Source organism: Chryseobacterium lathyri (assembly GCF_030812195.1).
Classification (GTDB): domain Bacteria; phylum Bacteroidota; class Bacteroidia; order Flavobacteriales; family Weeksellaceae; genus Chryseobacterium; species Chryseobacterium lathyri_A.
This window is the reverse complement of the sequence record NZ_JAUSSF010000001.1, coordinates 91,765-108,350: the sequence shown is the minus strand read 5'-3', so window position 1 is coordinate 108,350 and position 16,586 is coordinate 91,765. Positions and strand designations below refer to the sequence as shown.

Sequence of the window (16,586 nt, the reverse complement as noted above, 5' to 3'; positions counted from 1 at the left end):
ATGATCAGCCTGCCCGAAATTATCTTTGGTTCTCAAACTATTTATATTAATGATTGTGTTTTGCTAATTTTGAAGGTTCGTAATCCCAGACACTCTCGTCCAAAGGTTTACCGCTGATTCTTTCCTGTAAATATTTAAATACTACAAAGAGAACCGGCGTAATGAAGACCCCAAGAACAGTTCCGAACAACATCCCGAAAACCGCCGCATACCCGATGGAATGGTTACCAATCGCTGATGGACCTGATGCAAATAAAAGTGGAAGTAATCCTGCAATAAATGCCAATGAGGTCATCAAAATAGGTCTTAATCTCGCTTTTGCTCCTTCCACTGCAGAGGCGGTCAAACTTTTACCGGCTTGTCTTCTCTGCATCGCAAATTCCACAATCAAAATCGCATTTTTGGCGAGCAAACCAATGAGCATTACCAAGGCAACCTGAACATAGATATTGTTGGCTATCTCTGCAATTGATATTCCCACAAAAACACCCAACAATCCAGTTGGAATTCCTAAAAGCACCGCAAACGGAACCAGATAGCTTTCGTATTGTGCAGAAAGAATAAAATACACGAAGATAAAACACAGTCCGAAAATCACTGCCGATTGCCCTCCGGAAGACTGCTCTTCACGGGCCATTCCTTTAAGGTCATAAGAAAATCCTGTCGGTAAATTCTGGGCACTCACTTCTTTCAAAGCAGTCATTGCCTGACCTGTACTGTATCCGGGAGCCGGCATCGCTGTGATGCTGATAGCATTGAATAAATTGTGATGGTCAACCACTTCCGGTCCAGCCGTTTGTTTCAGTGAAGCTACTGTGCTTACAGGAACCATTTGTCCGACATTATTTTTAATATTGATTCCGTTTAAAGAATTGGGGTCAGCACGGAATTCTGGGGGAGCCTGCATCACGACACGGTAATATTTTCCGAATCTGTTGAAATCTGACGCCTGCATACTTCCGTAATAGCCTTGCATCACAGACATTACATCAGAAACATTCACGCCCAGCTGTTTAGCTTTAACTTCATCCACCACCAATTCATATTGAGGGAAAGATGCGTTGAAAGTCGTAAATGCCATTGAAATCTCAGGTCTCTGCATCAAAGCAACGATAAAAGCATTTGAAGTTTCGTTAAATTTGGTTAATGAGCCTGCAGTTTTGTCCTGAAGCACTATTTCCATACCGGTTGTATTACCGAATCCCGGAACCGTCGGCATTCCCAAAACAAAGAATGAAGCTTCCTTTATCTGACTTACTTCTCCCTGAAGCTGACCGATAATTTGATTGAGGTCGTGAACTTCGCCACGGTCTTTAGGATTTTTCAATTTAAGCATAAACACTGCGCTGGAAGATGATGTACTGAAATTTAACATATTCAGACCATTCACAGAAACAATGCTTTTGACTGCCGGATGCTTTCTCAATATTTGTTCAGCTCGAGCGACAACATCTGTCGTACGGGACTGTGTTGAACCTGGTGGAAGCGTTACCGTTGCCATTAAAAATGACTGGTCTTCATCAGGAATAAATCCGGTTGGCGTAATGATGAACATCCACGCAAACAAGCCTATTACAATCGCCAAACCTGAGAAAGCAACCCATTTTCTCTTTAATAAGAACAAAACTGATTTCCCGTATCTGAAAGTCATCTTATCAAATGAAGCATTGAATCCTGCGAAGAACTTCTCTTTAAAGGATAATTTTTCAGGCCCGTGTCCATGTCCCGGAGTATGATGTTGTTTCAATAGAATTGCACATAAGGCCGGGCTCAACGTCAATGCATTCACTGCAGAAATTACAATCGCCATTGCCAATGTCAATGCGAACTGCTGATAGAAAATCCCCGTTGGTCCTTCCATAAAAGCAACCGGAACGAAAACCGCCGCCATTACCAAAGTGATGGAGAAAATAGCTCCTGTAATCTCACTCATTGCCGACATCGTCGCTGCTCTGGGGTTGAGTTTTCGGTGTTCCATTTTGGCATGAACAGCTTCTACCACAACAATTGCATCATCCACTACAATTCCAATTGCCAAAACCAAAGCGAATAAGGTTAAAAGGTTGATTGAGAATCCGAAAAGACTCATAAAGAAAAACGTTCCCACGATAGAAACCGGAACCGCAATCGCCGGAATCAAAGTCGACCTGAAATCCTGAAGGAAGATAAATACCACGATGAAAACGAGAATAAATGCCTCTATCAAAGTATGAATTACCTGGTCAATAGATTGGTCCAATGATTCCTTTGAGCTGTAAACAAATTCATATTTTACACCCGCCGGGAATGATGCCGACAGTTCTTTGACTCTTTGCTGTGCTGCAATTTCAATCTCATTGGCATTAGAACCTGCAGTTTGAAACAACGCAACCATTACACCCTGCTTTTTTTCATACAAAGATGATACTCCATAATCATAAGAACCGAATTCTACCTTGGCAATATCTTTCAGCTTTAAAGTAGTTCCGTCCGTTCCCGCTTTGATCAGCATATTTTCATACTGTGAAGGTTCGGTATTTTTACCTTTATAACGGATGACATAATCCAATGCTTCCTTGCTTCTCTCTCCGAATCGACCTGGCGCTGCCTCCACGTTCTGTACCTGAATGGCACCTGCAACTTCCTGCGGTGTCAGATTGTAAGCCGCCATCTTTTGTGGGTCCAGCCAAACTCTCATCGAGTAATCTTTGTTACCGAAAACCATTGCATCTCCGACCCCTTTGATACGTTTCAGTTCAGGAACCAGGTTTATCTTAGCATAATTCTCGATGAACAGGTCATTCACAGAAGGGTCTTCCGAATAGATGGTCAACATCGCCAGAATACTGTTTTGCCGCTTCATCGTTGTTACACCGATTTGGTTGACCTCAGCAGGAAGCTGACTTGTAGCCTGCGCTACTCTGTTTTGTACATTAACCGCCGCCTGATCGGGATCTGTTCCCAGTTTGAAAACCACATTCAGCATCAGATTTCCGTTACTGGAAGTAGATGTGATGTAATCCATATTCTCAACACCATTGATGGCATTTTCCAACGGTGGTGCCACAGAACGGGCAATCACTTCAGAACTTGCGCCAGGATAGACTGCCATTACTGTCACACTTGGAGGTGCAATCTCGGGGAAAGAGGTTATGGGAAGGGTTTTCATCCCCACAATTCCCAGGATGACAAGCAACACCGATATAACGGTAGCTAAGACCGGTCTTTTTATAATCGTTTTTAACATTGATTTTTATTATTTGAAATTAAACATCAAGCGAATCCTAGCTTTTTCCGGCTACAGCTTTGGCTTGAGTTTTATTGGCTTGTTGGCCTGTAGGTTTTGGAACAACAGGCATTCCAGGCTGCAATCTTTCGAAGCCTGAAACAATGTAAGATTCTCCGGCTTTGATTCCACTAGAAACCATATAATTTGTACCGCTTTTCCCTGAAATTTCAATGGCTTTCTGAACAGCTTTATTATCTTTATCTAAGGTAAAAATGTACACTTTGTCCTGGATATTGGACGTCGATGCTATTGGAATTAAAGTAACATTGTCATAATTCTGGTCGATGACAATTTTACCTGTATTTCCGCCACGGATGATGTTTTTCGGATTGTTAAATTTCGCTCTGAAAGTTACTGAACCCGTATTGGAATTAAATTGACCTTCTACCGCATCGATTTTTCCTTTCTCTTCATAAAGATGACCGTCGGCAATCTGTAAACCTACCATCGGAGCCTTCTGGATTTTTTCCTGAATAGTGCTTCCAATTTGAGAATTTTGGAAAGTCAGGAAATCTTTTTCACTCATGCTGAAATATACATTCACCTCGTGTGAATCTGAAAGAACCGTGATTGGCTCCACGCCAGACGGGCTTATCAAACTTCCCAGACGGTAATTGATTCTGCTTAAATATCCGCTTACAGGAGCTTTAATGGTACAAAATTCAAGATTGATTCTCGCCGACTGTACCGCCGCTTCCGCCTGAGCCAATGACGCTTTTGCGCCGTCATAAGCTGCCTGCGCCTGCTGTATCTGAATATTGGAAACGATGCTTTCCTTCACCAATTCCTTTCTACGGTCAAGGTCGATTTTTAAGTTGGCTAAATTTGCTCTTGCCACGGAAACTCCAGCTTTTGCCGTATTGTATTGCTCGGCATACATTCTGGAATCGATTTGAAAAAGTGGCTGTCCGGCTCTTACGTAAGCGCCTTCGTCCACATAAACTTTGTGAAGATAACCGGAAACTTGTGGTCGGATTTCAACATCGGTTACGCCTTCTATGCTGGCGGGATATTCTTTGGAAACAAGTCCTTTGCCCTGCTCCACCCTGGAAACCGGTAATTCCATTGGAGGCATTTGTGGGGCCTGTTCGTTTTTGTTACAGGATTGAAGTAGAAAAAGACCACAAGCAATTACTGAGCCCGAAATTAACTTTCTGCTTAAATTATTCATAAATGATTAAGATTTTTCTTTAGTATGCGTCTGTAAAATTATTGACTACAATGTCAAACAGCAAGGTAATAAGGAATCCAAAATTGGTAAAAAAGGAATATTTCAAATAATATTGTAAAATCTGATAAATATTCTTTACTTAGATAAATTATCTCTCTTATAAGAACTAGGTGTATAACCGGTCTTCTTTTTAAAAAATTTTGTAAATGCACTTTGATCCTCAAAATGAAACTGCTGCATTATTTGAGATATACTCTGTGTATTCCTTAATAACAGTACTTTAATTTCAGCAATCAATTTATCTTCAATTATTTGTTTCGGAGTTTTTTGGTAAACTTCGCTAACCGTTCGAGTGAGGTGAGCCCTGGTAATCGACAGTTTATCTGCATAAAACTGAACATTTTTTTTCTCTCTAAAGTATTGTCCTAATAATCCTATAAATTTCACTGTCACGTCTTCCTTTCGAAAACTTTTGTAATTGCTGATATGCTGCACGTGAACAAAATTTGCAAGCTCGTACATGATCAACTGAAGTGAATTTTTAATCATTTCTTCAAAAAAAACATTTGAAGAATTACGACTATTAAAAATCCCTATCCCCGTAAAGTTATTAAGGACCCTGTGATAACTTTCGTCGCTTAAAGAAACAGTTTTTGAATAATTATTTGACAGTATATCCAATGCATCCTGAGAATTAATCTGCAGGTTTAAAGAAGAGAAAAAGTCCACTGAAATTAAAACGGAATTAAATGTACAATCACTAAATTCAATAAACTCAATAATATTACTTGGATATAAAAACAAAATATCTTTGGCAGACAGTTTTATATCCTGTGAATCTACTGATACAACCAGGGTGCCCTGAGTTATTAAAATCAAGGAAAAACAGTTAATTTTACTAGGATATTTACATTCTATTTCGAATGTTTCTTCTACCCTTACCTCATACGAAAAAACCTCATCAGTGAGAAGATCTACTTTTCTCCACCGCGCGCACTCTTTTAAAGTGTAAACTAAAATTTTCTGTTGTTCCATTTCTTAAATTTAAATGAAATTTGTATAAAAAGAACTTTTTTTAACAATAGTCAAGTTAACAAAATCAACTGCATAAAACATAATTTAGTTCAGCAAAACTGAGATTTATATTTTAGCTTCTGCCAATTTTTTTATGTTAGAAAATCCATTAACGCAAACCATGGGAATTATCTAAGTATTTTTTAAAACTTAAAATATTGGCATAAAAAACTTCAAATATGCTTATTCCCGCTCCAGCGCAGAAAACACCTCCAATAACATCCAAAATATAATGATGAGACGTGTATACTGCGAAGAACCAGATTCCTAAAGCCGTCAAACTAATCAGTAAGCTCCCCCAAATCAGCCTTTTCTTAACAGCAAAGTAAAGCGATACAATGGGATAAGCTGAATGCAGAGAAGGCATAGCGGCAAAAACATTAGAGCTCTTTTGATACATGGATTGGAAAAGGTTAATATTTAATGCCTGGTCAAATCGGCTCAGACCAGCAGGGCTTCCCGGAGTTTGTTTTAAAAACTCAAAACCATATTTTGCTACGTACCATGGTGGAGCAGCAGGATACATATAATATACGATGAAGCCAATCAGATTTACCAGCAAAAATGCTAGAGGAAGATGCATTGATTCTTTTTTGTTTTTGTACAAAAAATAAATTGTTAAACCAATTGGAACAGGCACCCAGCTTAAATAAAATATTCCGGACAGCACGTCGAAAAATTTGTTGTGATGCAAGGCAAAGTATTCATTAGGAGTTACAATTTTATTCTCCTCTAAAAAACCAAACATTTTTTTTTCAGCTGTATATAAATCCTGTATATGAACTCCATTATAATTATAATTGGGAAAAGCTTTCATATAATCGAAAATAATCCAAAAAATAATAAATGGTATACAAACCGCAACTACCTTCCTTGTTTTGGGTGAGAAAAAATATAAAAAATTCACAAGCAATGCCAGCACCAACTGATCAGATTTGAAGCCCACTAAAATAAAGGATATAAACAAATACAAAATTGAAAAAAAGCTTAATAACTTTACATTTTGATTTGATCGGAAATTTTCTGCCAATTCCAAAACTATTTCTTTTTAAAACCTGACTTAAAAATATGATCCCAAAGAGCTGAGCTTACCCCAAATCCCCTTTCCGGATCGTCGTAATGATGAATCATGTGGTGCTTTTTAACCATCTTAAACCATTTATTTTTAAAATTAAAATGATGAATGGCATAATGCCCTATATCGTAAATCAGGTATCCCAACATGAAACCTGAAAAAAAAGGATAAAGTTCAGCCTTCTCCAATAGCAATGAATACAAAAAATAGAAAAGACAAGCCAATGGTACGCTTACAGACGGCGGCATAACCAAACGTTTTTCATCGTTAGGGTAATCGTGATGTACTCCGTGAAATATGAAATGTAATCTTTTTCCAAAAGATCCGCTGGGTTCAAAATGAAATACAAATCTATGCAGTAGATATTCAACCAGTGTCCAGATCATTATTCCCAAAGCAAAAAATAGAAGGAACCGGATGAATGTTACATTATACTTTATTAAAGCCTGTACTGAAAAATATACGACCACCGGAACATAAATGAATATTGGAATTGAAAAATGAACTTTTGATAAAGGCTCCAAGAAATCACTTTTAAACATCCGTACAGACTCTTTGGAATTTGAAACGTATTTTTTAGCCATTTTTTTTACTTTTAGGATTATTTATACGGTGAATTATTTCATGACCTTTCGTCTCGTCTTTAGCAAAAATATCTATATAAGGAATATTGGGAGACCAAAAACTGCCGCCATCAATCTTGATATACGCTTTCTGAAAAATATAATCCCTGTTGTTTATGGTTACAAATGCATTATAACCACCCGCTATACCTTTTCTCAACTTTATGGAAAGCTTATCATAAGCAACCATACTCAGACTCCACGTATCATTGCCGGTGTCTCTTGCTTTAATTCCGTAAGCAAATTTCTTTTCAATAAAATTCAGCTTCTTTATAGGGGATCCCGGTTCGGTATATCTGATCCAGTACACTTTTATTGGCTCTGACTTTTTAAGCTTCTTTTCTTCGTCATAATTGAGGGAATAAACAATCGTGTTTGTATTTGAGGTACGCTGTAAATAGAACATCATTGCTTTTTCCGCTGGCTTGGGAAAGCGGTCGGCCTCACTGTTTTTTTTCTGTGCCGCCAGTTCTCCAAACCCTCCTATTCCTGTACATAGTAAAACTGTAATGAAAAAACTTTTTGAATATTTTTTTTCTGACTTTAAAATATCTTCTTTTTTAAAGGTCTGTTCAGCTTCCTCTTTAAGATCCCGATTATCTGGATTATCTGGATCATCTGCTTCATCCAAGGCCAGTTTAGCTTCTTTCAGCCTGCCTATGGCTGTAAGATTCGTTAAAACCGCCATGACAGCAATCGGAAAAGTAAAAATTGACATGGTCTCAAACACCTGGATGTTCGTATTTGGAATATACAATTTGAAATCGCTTCCTATAACAGACGCAGTTATTCCACAGGCTATACCTGAAATACTGATCAAAACTATTCTTTCAGGTCTCTGCATCAGTCCTCCTGTGCAACTCACCCCTAAGCCTTCCGCCCTTGATCTTACATAACTTACCATCATCGATCCAATTAAGGCCATAAAAGCAAAAACAGAACTTAAGAAATAATGATGAGCTACCAAATAATAACAAATTCCGAAGAACAGAATCATTTCACTGTAACGATCAAGTACAGAGTCAAATAAAGCTCCGAACTTAGAACTTTTGTTGCTCATCCGGGCAACCTGGCCATCCAGCATATCAAATAATCCTGCAAATAAAATCAATCCTCCCGCATATCCAATATAGCTCAAATCCCCTCTGTTACTTTTTTCCGCTCCGAATATCAATATACCGGTAACAACCATATTAAATATTAGTCCCAACAATGTAATCATATTGGGTGTTAATCCTATTTTAATAAACAGGCTTACGACAGGATTGATTATTTTATAAATCAGCTGCTGAAGCTGATCCCTTAATCTTTTCATCACTAATTTTTTTAAAAATCAAATTTAAATCTCACACGAATCCCGGATTTGGAAACATTCGGATTATCCAGATAAGAAAATCTTCTTACCAGATCAACTCTGAAAAATTTAAAAATATTACCTATCCCTACACTTCCTTCCATGTAAGGTTCTTTTTCCAAAGAATAAGTCGTTGTCTGGCCATACTCGTCTGTTGGAAATTTCATGATTCCATTTTGGTTTCCGGTGGGAGTGTTTTCATCTCTTAAACCTCCGTATAACATTTTGAAACTAATGTATTCTCTAAACTTCAGTTTTTTCAATAGCGGGATTTTGTTAAAAATAAATCCGTTGAAAGTATGTTCATACTGAATACTTGCATAATGATCACTTACAAATTCCAGGAAATTCATCAAGTTATAAGATTGCAGCTGATAAGAGTATGTCTGGTTTGCACGATGAATATCCAGCAATGGATAAGGAACCTTCCCGAAAAGGTAACCACCTTCTATAACTACATCTGAAAAACCTAACTGAGAAAGATAGAATCTTTTATAAATGTTAACATTGATTTTTTTATAATTATAATCACCTTTTAAAAAATTATTCATTCCCATTGCTGCTCTGACAGTAAACACAGGATGCCTATTCGGAAGTGGCAAACGGTAAAGTTTCCCCTGGTAGAACTCTTCGTGGGGTGCCCACCTGAATTCAGTGTAAATTTCAGAAGTAGTTACATCGCTGATATTAGTTCCAGTTGTATCATCAGAAAAAACCAGTCCGCCTGCAGCCATCTGTTTCCAGTTTTTGTAACCTATTTTATATGAAATATGATTTAAAAACTCGTGATAGTATTCCAGTCTGTAGATACTGTTGTAAAGCCATTTGTCGTTAACTCCACGCTTGAAAGATAGCAGAAAGTTGTCTTCCTGGATAAACTGGAGCTCCTGTCCCGGAATCTTGGTATCCTGCTGATAACTTACATTGATTCCTTTTGACGGGAAAGTAAACCTGTTTTTTCCTGAAAATGAATACGTACCTCCAAAGTAGTACTTCCACCTTTCATCTTTAAAACCATAGGCAGCATAACTTTCCAGATAAATATTCTTACTGAAATGTTGAGTTGTTCTTCCACCGAATCTTAAACGGAAGCCTTCAACTGGATTAAATCCGTAGAATGTATTAAAGGGACCTATCTCAAAATAATCGGAAGCTTTCAGATAACCCGCAAAAAGTAGCGTTACGATATTCATCGTTCTTTTAAAAGATTTTGTATTCTGAAGCTTATCAATGTTTGCGTAAACCTTTTTTTCCGAATCAGTAATGTTCTCATGACGATTTTTTTCCCAGAACATACTGTCTTGAACTTTTGCAAGACCATCCACTTCTGTCCGATCTTCCGAAAATACCGAGGAGTCAAATGGTTTATCGACAGTGTAATTTTTATAGGTAAGTGTCCTTTCACCATAAATTCCACCGTCACTGCTTTTACTTAAACCAAAATCAGCTGATATTTTGCTTTTAATCAGCTGATATTTTCCATTTTCATTTTTTTCAAAATCCTGGCTGATATCCATTTCTTTTACCCAATTGACATTGGTGTTTTTATTGATTCTCATCTCAACGCTCTGAACTGCGTAGCTTCCGTCAAGAGAGACTAATAAATTTCCACTGAATAAAAAGTCAGATTTATTTCTTGGCACAAATGATAGATTGACCATTTTATCGTCCCTGACCTCAACGGTATCACGGATATAGAATTTATAAAAGGTAGGCGCACTTTCGGCGATCGGGCTTAAAAACTGATTAGTAAGAAGATTGATATTATTGTCGTAAATATCAATCTTTTGATAAATATGTTTTAGATAAGTACCGATTCCCGCATTATCAAAAAAATCTTCACTTAAAGTAACTTTTTTTTCTCCTTTAATAGTCTTTTTGGATTTGTCCGGAGAAAATTTGTGAAAGTTATCGGAAAGCATTTCCTCCATATATAAAGGTAAAATTGCTTTTCCGCTGATTTTTGTCGTATCTATATTTTCTTTCAGAAACGGATATTTTTTTACAAGACGGTTATTCAGCAGTTTCTCATATTTGTTGCTCAAAGAAAACTGAATTTTTTCGTACTCTTCAAAGCTTACAGATTGATTAGAGCTGAATCTGTTTTTCCCTTTATTCTCAATTACTTTCCTGATAAGCGCTACAGCAGGATTATCTTTGTTACGGTATTTACGCTTTTGGGAACGAATAACAACTTCTTCTACATGAGTTGTTCTGTTTTTAAGTTCAATATTAATTTTTTGTATTTTCCCACGACCTAAAGTATAGAGTTTGCTTTGATAACCTTCTTTGCTGAAATGCAGAATCAATACCCCGTCAGGAACAGATATAGTGAAGTTACCATCCTTATCAGTTACTGTTTCTATATTCTCATCACGGACTGAAACCAGAACATCTGCAATAGATTTTTTTGTCTCTGTATCGTGCACGGTTCCTATGATTTTCATCTGTGCATCAGCTTTGCTTATGAACGATGTTGCAAACACAAGCAAAATGACAAAAAATTTTGCACACTTATTTAAATACATATTCTTTTTGTAAAAAAAAATTTATACTAACCGCCAACAGAGTCGACGTAATTATTTTTGAAAAAATATAATTCCACTGAAAAAAATTGGTCAGAAGCCAAACAGAAGTTGTACTGAGCGAAAAGTTTATCATCCAAACGAAAATGAATTTTAAAATCATCGCATTTGTTCTTTCTCCACTGTTAAATACCCATCTTCTGTTAAGAGTAAATTGAGTGAGCCCACCACTGAAAAGACCTACAATGTGTGCTGCAAGATATACCACTTCTGCAAACTCTTTAAGCAAAATTGTTACTGAAAAATCTACAGCAGTAGATGTTAATGATACTAGCTGCAATTTAAAAAACAAAGATTTAAGCAGGCTCATTTACATCATTTCATAGTAAAAACAGGCTTGTAAAATAAGATTGCAATAAATCCCCGCCCATAGGTCGTCTACCATAACGCCCCATCCTTTGGGCAGCTTTTCCGATCTTTTGATACCCAAAATCTTTGTAATATCAAAAAATCGAAATAATAAATAGGCAATCACGACATTCTTTACAGAAATAGGAATGAATACCAATGATACCATCATCCCCAAAACCTCATCGATAACAATTTTATTGCTGTCTTTCCCCCAATACTCTTCCAAATTATCTGAAACCCAAACACCTATAATAAAAACAATGATTACAGCAACTATCTGTACAACAGCATTGTGACAATTAAAAAGATACCAGCACACGGCAGCAAAGGCTGCCGCAATACTACCCCCTCCTTTGGACACATGTCCAATAGGTCCAATGGTTGCCAATGTTGAATAGATTTTATACACTGTTATTTCTTACAGAGATTCTACCAACTCCTGGTAATAATCAAGCCCTAAATGAGTGATTAAATCTTCACCCATAAGGTGACGTAGAGTATTTTGTAATTTCATCAATTGTTTGAAAATATCATGCTCAGGAGGCAACCCTTCTGCCGTTTGTGGAGTCTTAAAATAGAACGATAACCATTCCTGAATACCACTCATTTCAGCGCGATTTGCAAGATCCATAAATAAGGCAAGATCTAAGACAATCGGTGCTGCCAGAATAGAATCCTTGCACAAAAAGTTAATCTTAATCTGCATTTGATATCCCAACCATCCGAAAATATCGATATTGTCCCAGCTTTCTTTATTATCTCCGTGAGGCGGATAATAATTAATTCTCACTTTATGATATAAATCTCCATATAATTCAGGATTAATATCTTCGTTTAGGATTTGTTCTAAAACGCCTAGTTTTGAAACTTCTTTCGTTTTGAAATTGTCCGGATCATCCAATACCAAACCATCTCTATTTCCTAAAATATTTGTCGAAAACCAACCTTTAACACCTAATGAACGAGCCTGAAGGCCAGGCGCAACAATAGTCTTCATCAATGTCTGGCCAGTTTTGAAATCTTTTCCCGCGATAGGAACATTATTTAACACAGCGAACTGCTGAAGTGCGGGAATATCAATCGTTAAATTGGGCGCTCCATTTGCAAAAGGAATGCCCGATTTTATGGCAGCATACGCATAAATCATGCTTGGAGCAATGCCTGCATCATTATTACGAAGTCCCTCTTCAAATGCCTCGATGGTCTGATGAACTTCACTGCTGTCAAAATATTTTTCGGTAGACGCGCACCATACGATAACGATTCTATCCAGATTATTATCCAGTTTAAAAGTTTCAATATCCCTGATAATCGCTTCGGCTAAATCCCATTTGGTTTCAGCTTGCTTAATGTGGGTCCCGTCTAAGTTCTTTACATAATTTTTGTCGAAGACTGCTTTGAAAGGTTTGATTGCTTCGAGTTCCGGTTTTACCTGCTCAAGCAAAGCTGCTTCAAGTACTTTTGCATTCGCAGCAGCTTCATACACATTATCTTCATAAACATCCCAGCCACCGAATACGATGCTGTCCAATTGTGCTAACGGAACGAAGTCTTTAATTAATGGATATCTGTTTTCTGTGCGTTTTCCTAAGCGGATGTTTCCCATTTGCGAAAGTGACCCTATGGGTTTAGACAATCCTTTTTTAATAGATTCCACTCCAGCAATCAATGTAGTTGCTACGGCACCAAGACCAGGAATAAGAATTCCAAGTTTTCCGTCTGCTCCTTTAATATTATAACTCATTTTGTAATTTTTTATTTAAATCCATTTATTCTTTTTATACCATTCAATGGTATCTGTAATGCCTTTATCAAGGGTAAACTGCGGAGTATATGATAAATCCCGCCTCGCTTTTTCAATACTGCAAAACCAGTTCTCGGCAATAAGTTCACTCACTTTATCTTTATTAATGATAGAAACTCTTCTTTTCATTACACTTTCTGTAATTCCTGCCAGTAATCGGAGAAAAAATATGGGAATAATGATTTTTACAGTCTTTACTTTTAGTTTTTTTTTAATGATACCTGACAGCTCCTGTATAGTATATCTTTTTCCATCCGAAATATTGTAACACTCTCTTGATGTATCTGCAAAACATGACTGTACAGCCACTTCTGCAATATCTTCAACATATACAAAACTTAATGTCTGTTTTTTTTTCCCTAAATATATTTCAAGCCCTCTATTAATCATTTTAAAAAGTGTCAGCAAATCTTTTTCTCTGGGTCCATAAATGGCTGTAGGACGAAGGATTATCCATTCTAAATTTTTCAGATCTTTTAATGTTTGTTCGGCTATCAGTTTGCTTCTGCCATAGCTCGTTATTGGTTTAGGGGCAGTGTCAGGGAGCAACACATTTTCTTCACCAAAAATAGTTGGGCCTAATGCGGCGAGACTACTTATAAAAACCATTTTTTTTATGGCGATTGATTTGGCAGCTAAAGCGACATTTTTTGTATAATCTGCATTTACAGTACGGTAGATTTGGTTATTATAGGTTTTGGTTACGCCCGCTGCATGAATAACATAATCATATGCATTAATTTCAAAATTCTCCTTTAGAGAATTTAGATCAGAATAGTTCAGATAAGTAAGTTTCGCATCTATATCTTTCAGATGTGAAACCTCACTACCTTCCCTAACACCTGCATAAACTTCAAGATTTTTTTGTATTGCTGCTTTTACAAGATAAAAACCTAAAAATCCGTTGGCTCCTGTAACCAAAATTTTTTTCCTCACTACAATATTGCTTTTTCTACAATCCTGTATCTCTTGTACATATGGCCATTCAAATTCTCCAAAGCTCTGTTCATCATTTGATTTTCTTCAAGTATCCATGATGCTTCAGCTTCAACAATACCTTTCTCTCTAGCGTTTTTCAACAGTGTTCCATAAAGCACTGCTTCAATTCCTACTCTTCTATATTCTTCCTTAACACCTAAAGCCAATACTCTAAGCTTTTTGATTTTTTTTCTTCCCAATAAAAGTTTAAAAATTCCGAATGGAAACAGCCTCCCTTTCTTCATTTTTATTTGAATCTGATTAATGTCCGGAATGCATAACGTGAAACCTATTGCTTTTCCCTCGTATTCTGCAACCAGACAAAAATCAGGATCAAGTATCATTTTGGCATCATTGGCCATCTGTTCGAACTCCTCATCAGTCATCGGAACAAATCCAAGATTTTTATCCCATGCTTCATTATACACGGTCATGCATTCAGCAATCTCTTTTTTGAAATATTTCAAATTAACCTTTCTGACAATAATCCCTCTTTTGCTAAGTCTTTGCGATAATAAATCCAACATCTTGACAGATTTATCCTGAAAACTCCCAACATCAATTAAATATGCCAACAGATCGGTATTCTTATGAAAACCCATTTTTAAAAACAAATCGTGATAGTAGGGCTGGTTGTAAGGCATCATCACAACAGGTGGTTCATTTTTGCCTTCCACGAGATAACCACAACTCTCATTTGTACTTGGATTTACAGGACCTATGATTTTTACTGCTTTTTTTGCTTTTAGCCACTTTTCAGCAACCTCAAAAAGCTTTTCAGCAACATTGAAATCATTTGTACTCTCAAAAAAACCAAAAAAACCTACTGAATCCTTATGAAATGTATTATAATTGACATTTAAGATCGCTGCAATTCTACCTGCTATTTTTCCATTTTTATAAGCTAAGAACAAACTCATTTCTGAATGATGATGAAATGGGTGCTTAGTAAGAAGATGCTTCTCAGACATATATAACGCAGGCACATAATTAGGATCACTTTTATATAGTTCGTGAGGAAAATCGATAAAAGATTTTAGTTCTTTATTGCTTTCTACTTCTACAATTTTAATCATATCAGTATGCAGTTATTAAATTTTTTGCAGCAACGATAGCTTCTTCAATTTTCTTCACAGCACATTCTATCTGTTCAAAGGTATGTGTAGACATTAATGAGAAACGTATAAGACTATCGTCGGGTGGAACAGCAGGGGCCACAACTGGATTTACAAACACGCCGTTTTCATGAAGTAATTTTGCTACCAGAAAAGTTTGCTCATTATTCCTGATATATATAGGTATAATTGGACTTTCTGTACTGCCTATTTCCAATCCTGCATTTAGAATCAATTTTTTTGCAAATGCAGTATTCTCCCATAATTTATTCAGATGTTCAGGCTCGTTCTCAATAATGTCTAAAGCTGCGATTGCAGCTGAAGCTGATGCAGGGGTCATACTTGCACTAAACATTAAAGATCTTGCATGATGCTTTATATATTCAATCACCTTTTTATTTCCCGCAATAAATCCTCCGAGCGAAGCCATAGATTTACTGAAAGTACCCATTATAAGATCAATCTTATCTGTAACTCCAAAGTGTTCCGAGGTTCCCTGTCCTATTGGTCCCAAAACTCCGAGGCCATGAGCATCGTCAACCATAATAGAAGCATTATATTTTTCTGCCAGGTTAACAATTTGATCTAATTTTGCAATGTCCCCCTCCATACTAAAGATACCGTCGGTCACTATAATCTTAAGAGCATCAATTGGAATTTTTTTTAGATTTTCTTCCAGATTTACCATATCATTATGCCTGTACTTAAATGTTTTAGCAAATGAAAGACGTGCTCCGTCTATAATCGAAGCATGGTTATATTCATCAAGTAAAAGAAAATCGTTTCTTCCTGCTAATGCTGAAATAACACCCTGATTTACCTGGAAACCTGTACTGAAAATTAATGAAGACTCTTTACCAACAAATTTGGCCAATCTTTCTTCCAATTCCACGTGTATATCAAGTGTACCGTTTAAAAATCGGGATCCTGCACAGCCACTGCCATATTTTTCAACTGCTTTTATCATCGCAAGCTTTATTTGTGGATGATTGGTTAAACCTAGATATGAATTAGATCCAAACATCAACATTTTTGAATTATCTATGATGACTTCGGTATCTTGAGCGGATGAAATTGATCTGAAATAAGGATAAATACCTTTATCCTTTAAATTTTGAGAAACAGTATATCTACTTATTTTATCGTTTAATAAATTTATCACTATATACTTATTGTTAGTATGTTATT

13 protein-coding genes are annotated in these 16,586 nt (G+C 36.7%); all 13 read right to left on the bottom strand.

The window, feature by feature from the left end:
* Window positions 1-46: 46 nt before the first annotated feature.
* Complete coding sequence (locus J2T03_RS00495) at window positions 47-3,226, bottom strand: efflux RND transporter permease subunit (protein WP_307208814.1); 3,180 nt, start codon at window positions 3,224-3,226, stop codon at window positions 47-49.
* Window positions 3,227-3,263: 37 nt separating this feature from the next.
* Window positions 3,264-4,439, bottom strand: a complete 1,176-nt coding sequence (locus J2T03_RS00490) for an efflux RND transporter periplasmic adaptor subunit (RefSeq protein ID WP_307208813.1) — start codon at window positions 4,437-4,439, stop codon at window positions 3,264-3,266.
* A gap of 135 nt (window positions 4,440-4,574) precedes the next feature.
* On the bottom strand, window positions 4,575-5,474 hold the full coding sequence (locus J2T03_RS00485; protein ID WP_306846098.1) for a helix-turn-helix domain-containing protein: 900 nt from the start codon (window positions 5,472-5,474) through the stop codon (window positions 4,575-4,577).
* A 148-nt stretch (window positions 5,475-5,622) separates the two neighbouring features.
* The gene (locus tag J2T03_RS00480) at window positions 5,623-6,261 is read right to left on the bottom strand and encodes a phosphatase PAP2 family protein (RefSeq protein ID WP_306846099.1); all 639 of its coding nucleotides are present in this window, start codon (window positions 6,259-6,261) and stop codon (window positions 5,623-5,625) included.
* Between the two features lie 290 nt (window positions 6,262-6,551).
* Window positions 6,552-7,172 carry a sterol desaturase family protein gene (locus J2T03_RS00475; protein ID WP_306846100.1) on the bottom strand — a complete coding sequence of 207 codons (621 nt, stop codon included), beginning with the start codon at window positions 7,170-7,172 and terminating at the stop codon, window positions 6,552-6,554.
* Complete coding sequence (locus tag J2T03_RS00470) at window positions 7,165-8,526, bottom strand: DUF4833 domain-containing protein (RefSeq protein ID WP_307208811.1); 1,362 nt, start codon at window positions 8,524-8,526, stop codon at window positions 7,165-7,167. The genes J2T03_RS00475 and J2T03_RS00470 overlap by 8 nt, the downstream gene beginning before the upstream one ends.
* An 11-nt stretch (window positions 8,527-8,537) precedes the next feature.
* Window positions 8,538-11,012: a DUF5686 family protein gene (locus J2T03_RS00465; RefSeq protein ID WP_307208810.1), complete on the bottom strand. Its 2,475-nt coding sequence runs from the start codon at window positions 11,010-11,012 to the stop codon at window positions 8,538-8,540.
* Between the two features lie 67 nt (window positions 11,013-11,079).
* Window positions 11,080-11,460 (bottom strand): GtrA family protein, encoded by a 381-nt coding sequence (locus tag J2T03_RS00460; RefSeq protein ID WP_306846103.1) that lies wholly within the window; start codon window positions 11,458-11,460, stop codon window positions 11,080-11,082.
* Entirely contained in the window at window positions 11,461-11,889 is a 429-nt protein-coding gene (locus J2T03_RS00455; protein WP_307208809.1) for a phosphatidylglycerophosphatase A family protein, read from the bottom strand.
* A 30-nt stretch (window positions 11,890-11,919) separates the two neighbouring features.
* Window positions 11,920-13,245, bottom strand: coding sequence for an inositol-3-phosphate synthase (locus tag J2T03_RS00450; protein ID WP_306846105.1), 1,326 nt, complete (start codon window positions 13,243-13,245; stop codon window positions 11,920-11,922).
* A 15-nt stretch (window positions 13,246-13,260) separates the two neighbouring features.
* Entirely contained in the window at window positions 13,261-14,241 is a 981-nt protein-coding gene (locus tag J2T03_RS00445; protein ID WP_306846106.1) for an NAD-dependent epimerase/dehydratase family protein, read from the bottom strand.
* A complete protein-coding gene (locus J2T03_RS00440; RefSeq protein WP_307208808.1) occupies window positions 14,241-15,359 on the bottom strand; it encodes a GNAT family N-acetyltransferase in 1,119 nt (372 codons plus the stop codon). The genes J2T03_RS00445 and J2T03_RS00440 overlap by 1 nt, the downstream gene beginning before the upstream one ends.
* 1 nt (window position 15,360) lies before the next feature.
* Window positions 15,361-16,560: a serine palmitoyltransferase gene (gene spt, locus J2T03_RS00435; RefSeq protein ID WP_307208807.1), complete on the bottom strand. Its 1,200-nt coding sequence runs from the start codon at window positions 16,558-16,560 to the stop codon at window positions 15,361-15,363.
* Window positions 16,561-16,586 lie beyond the last annotated feature (26 nt).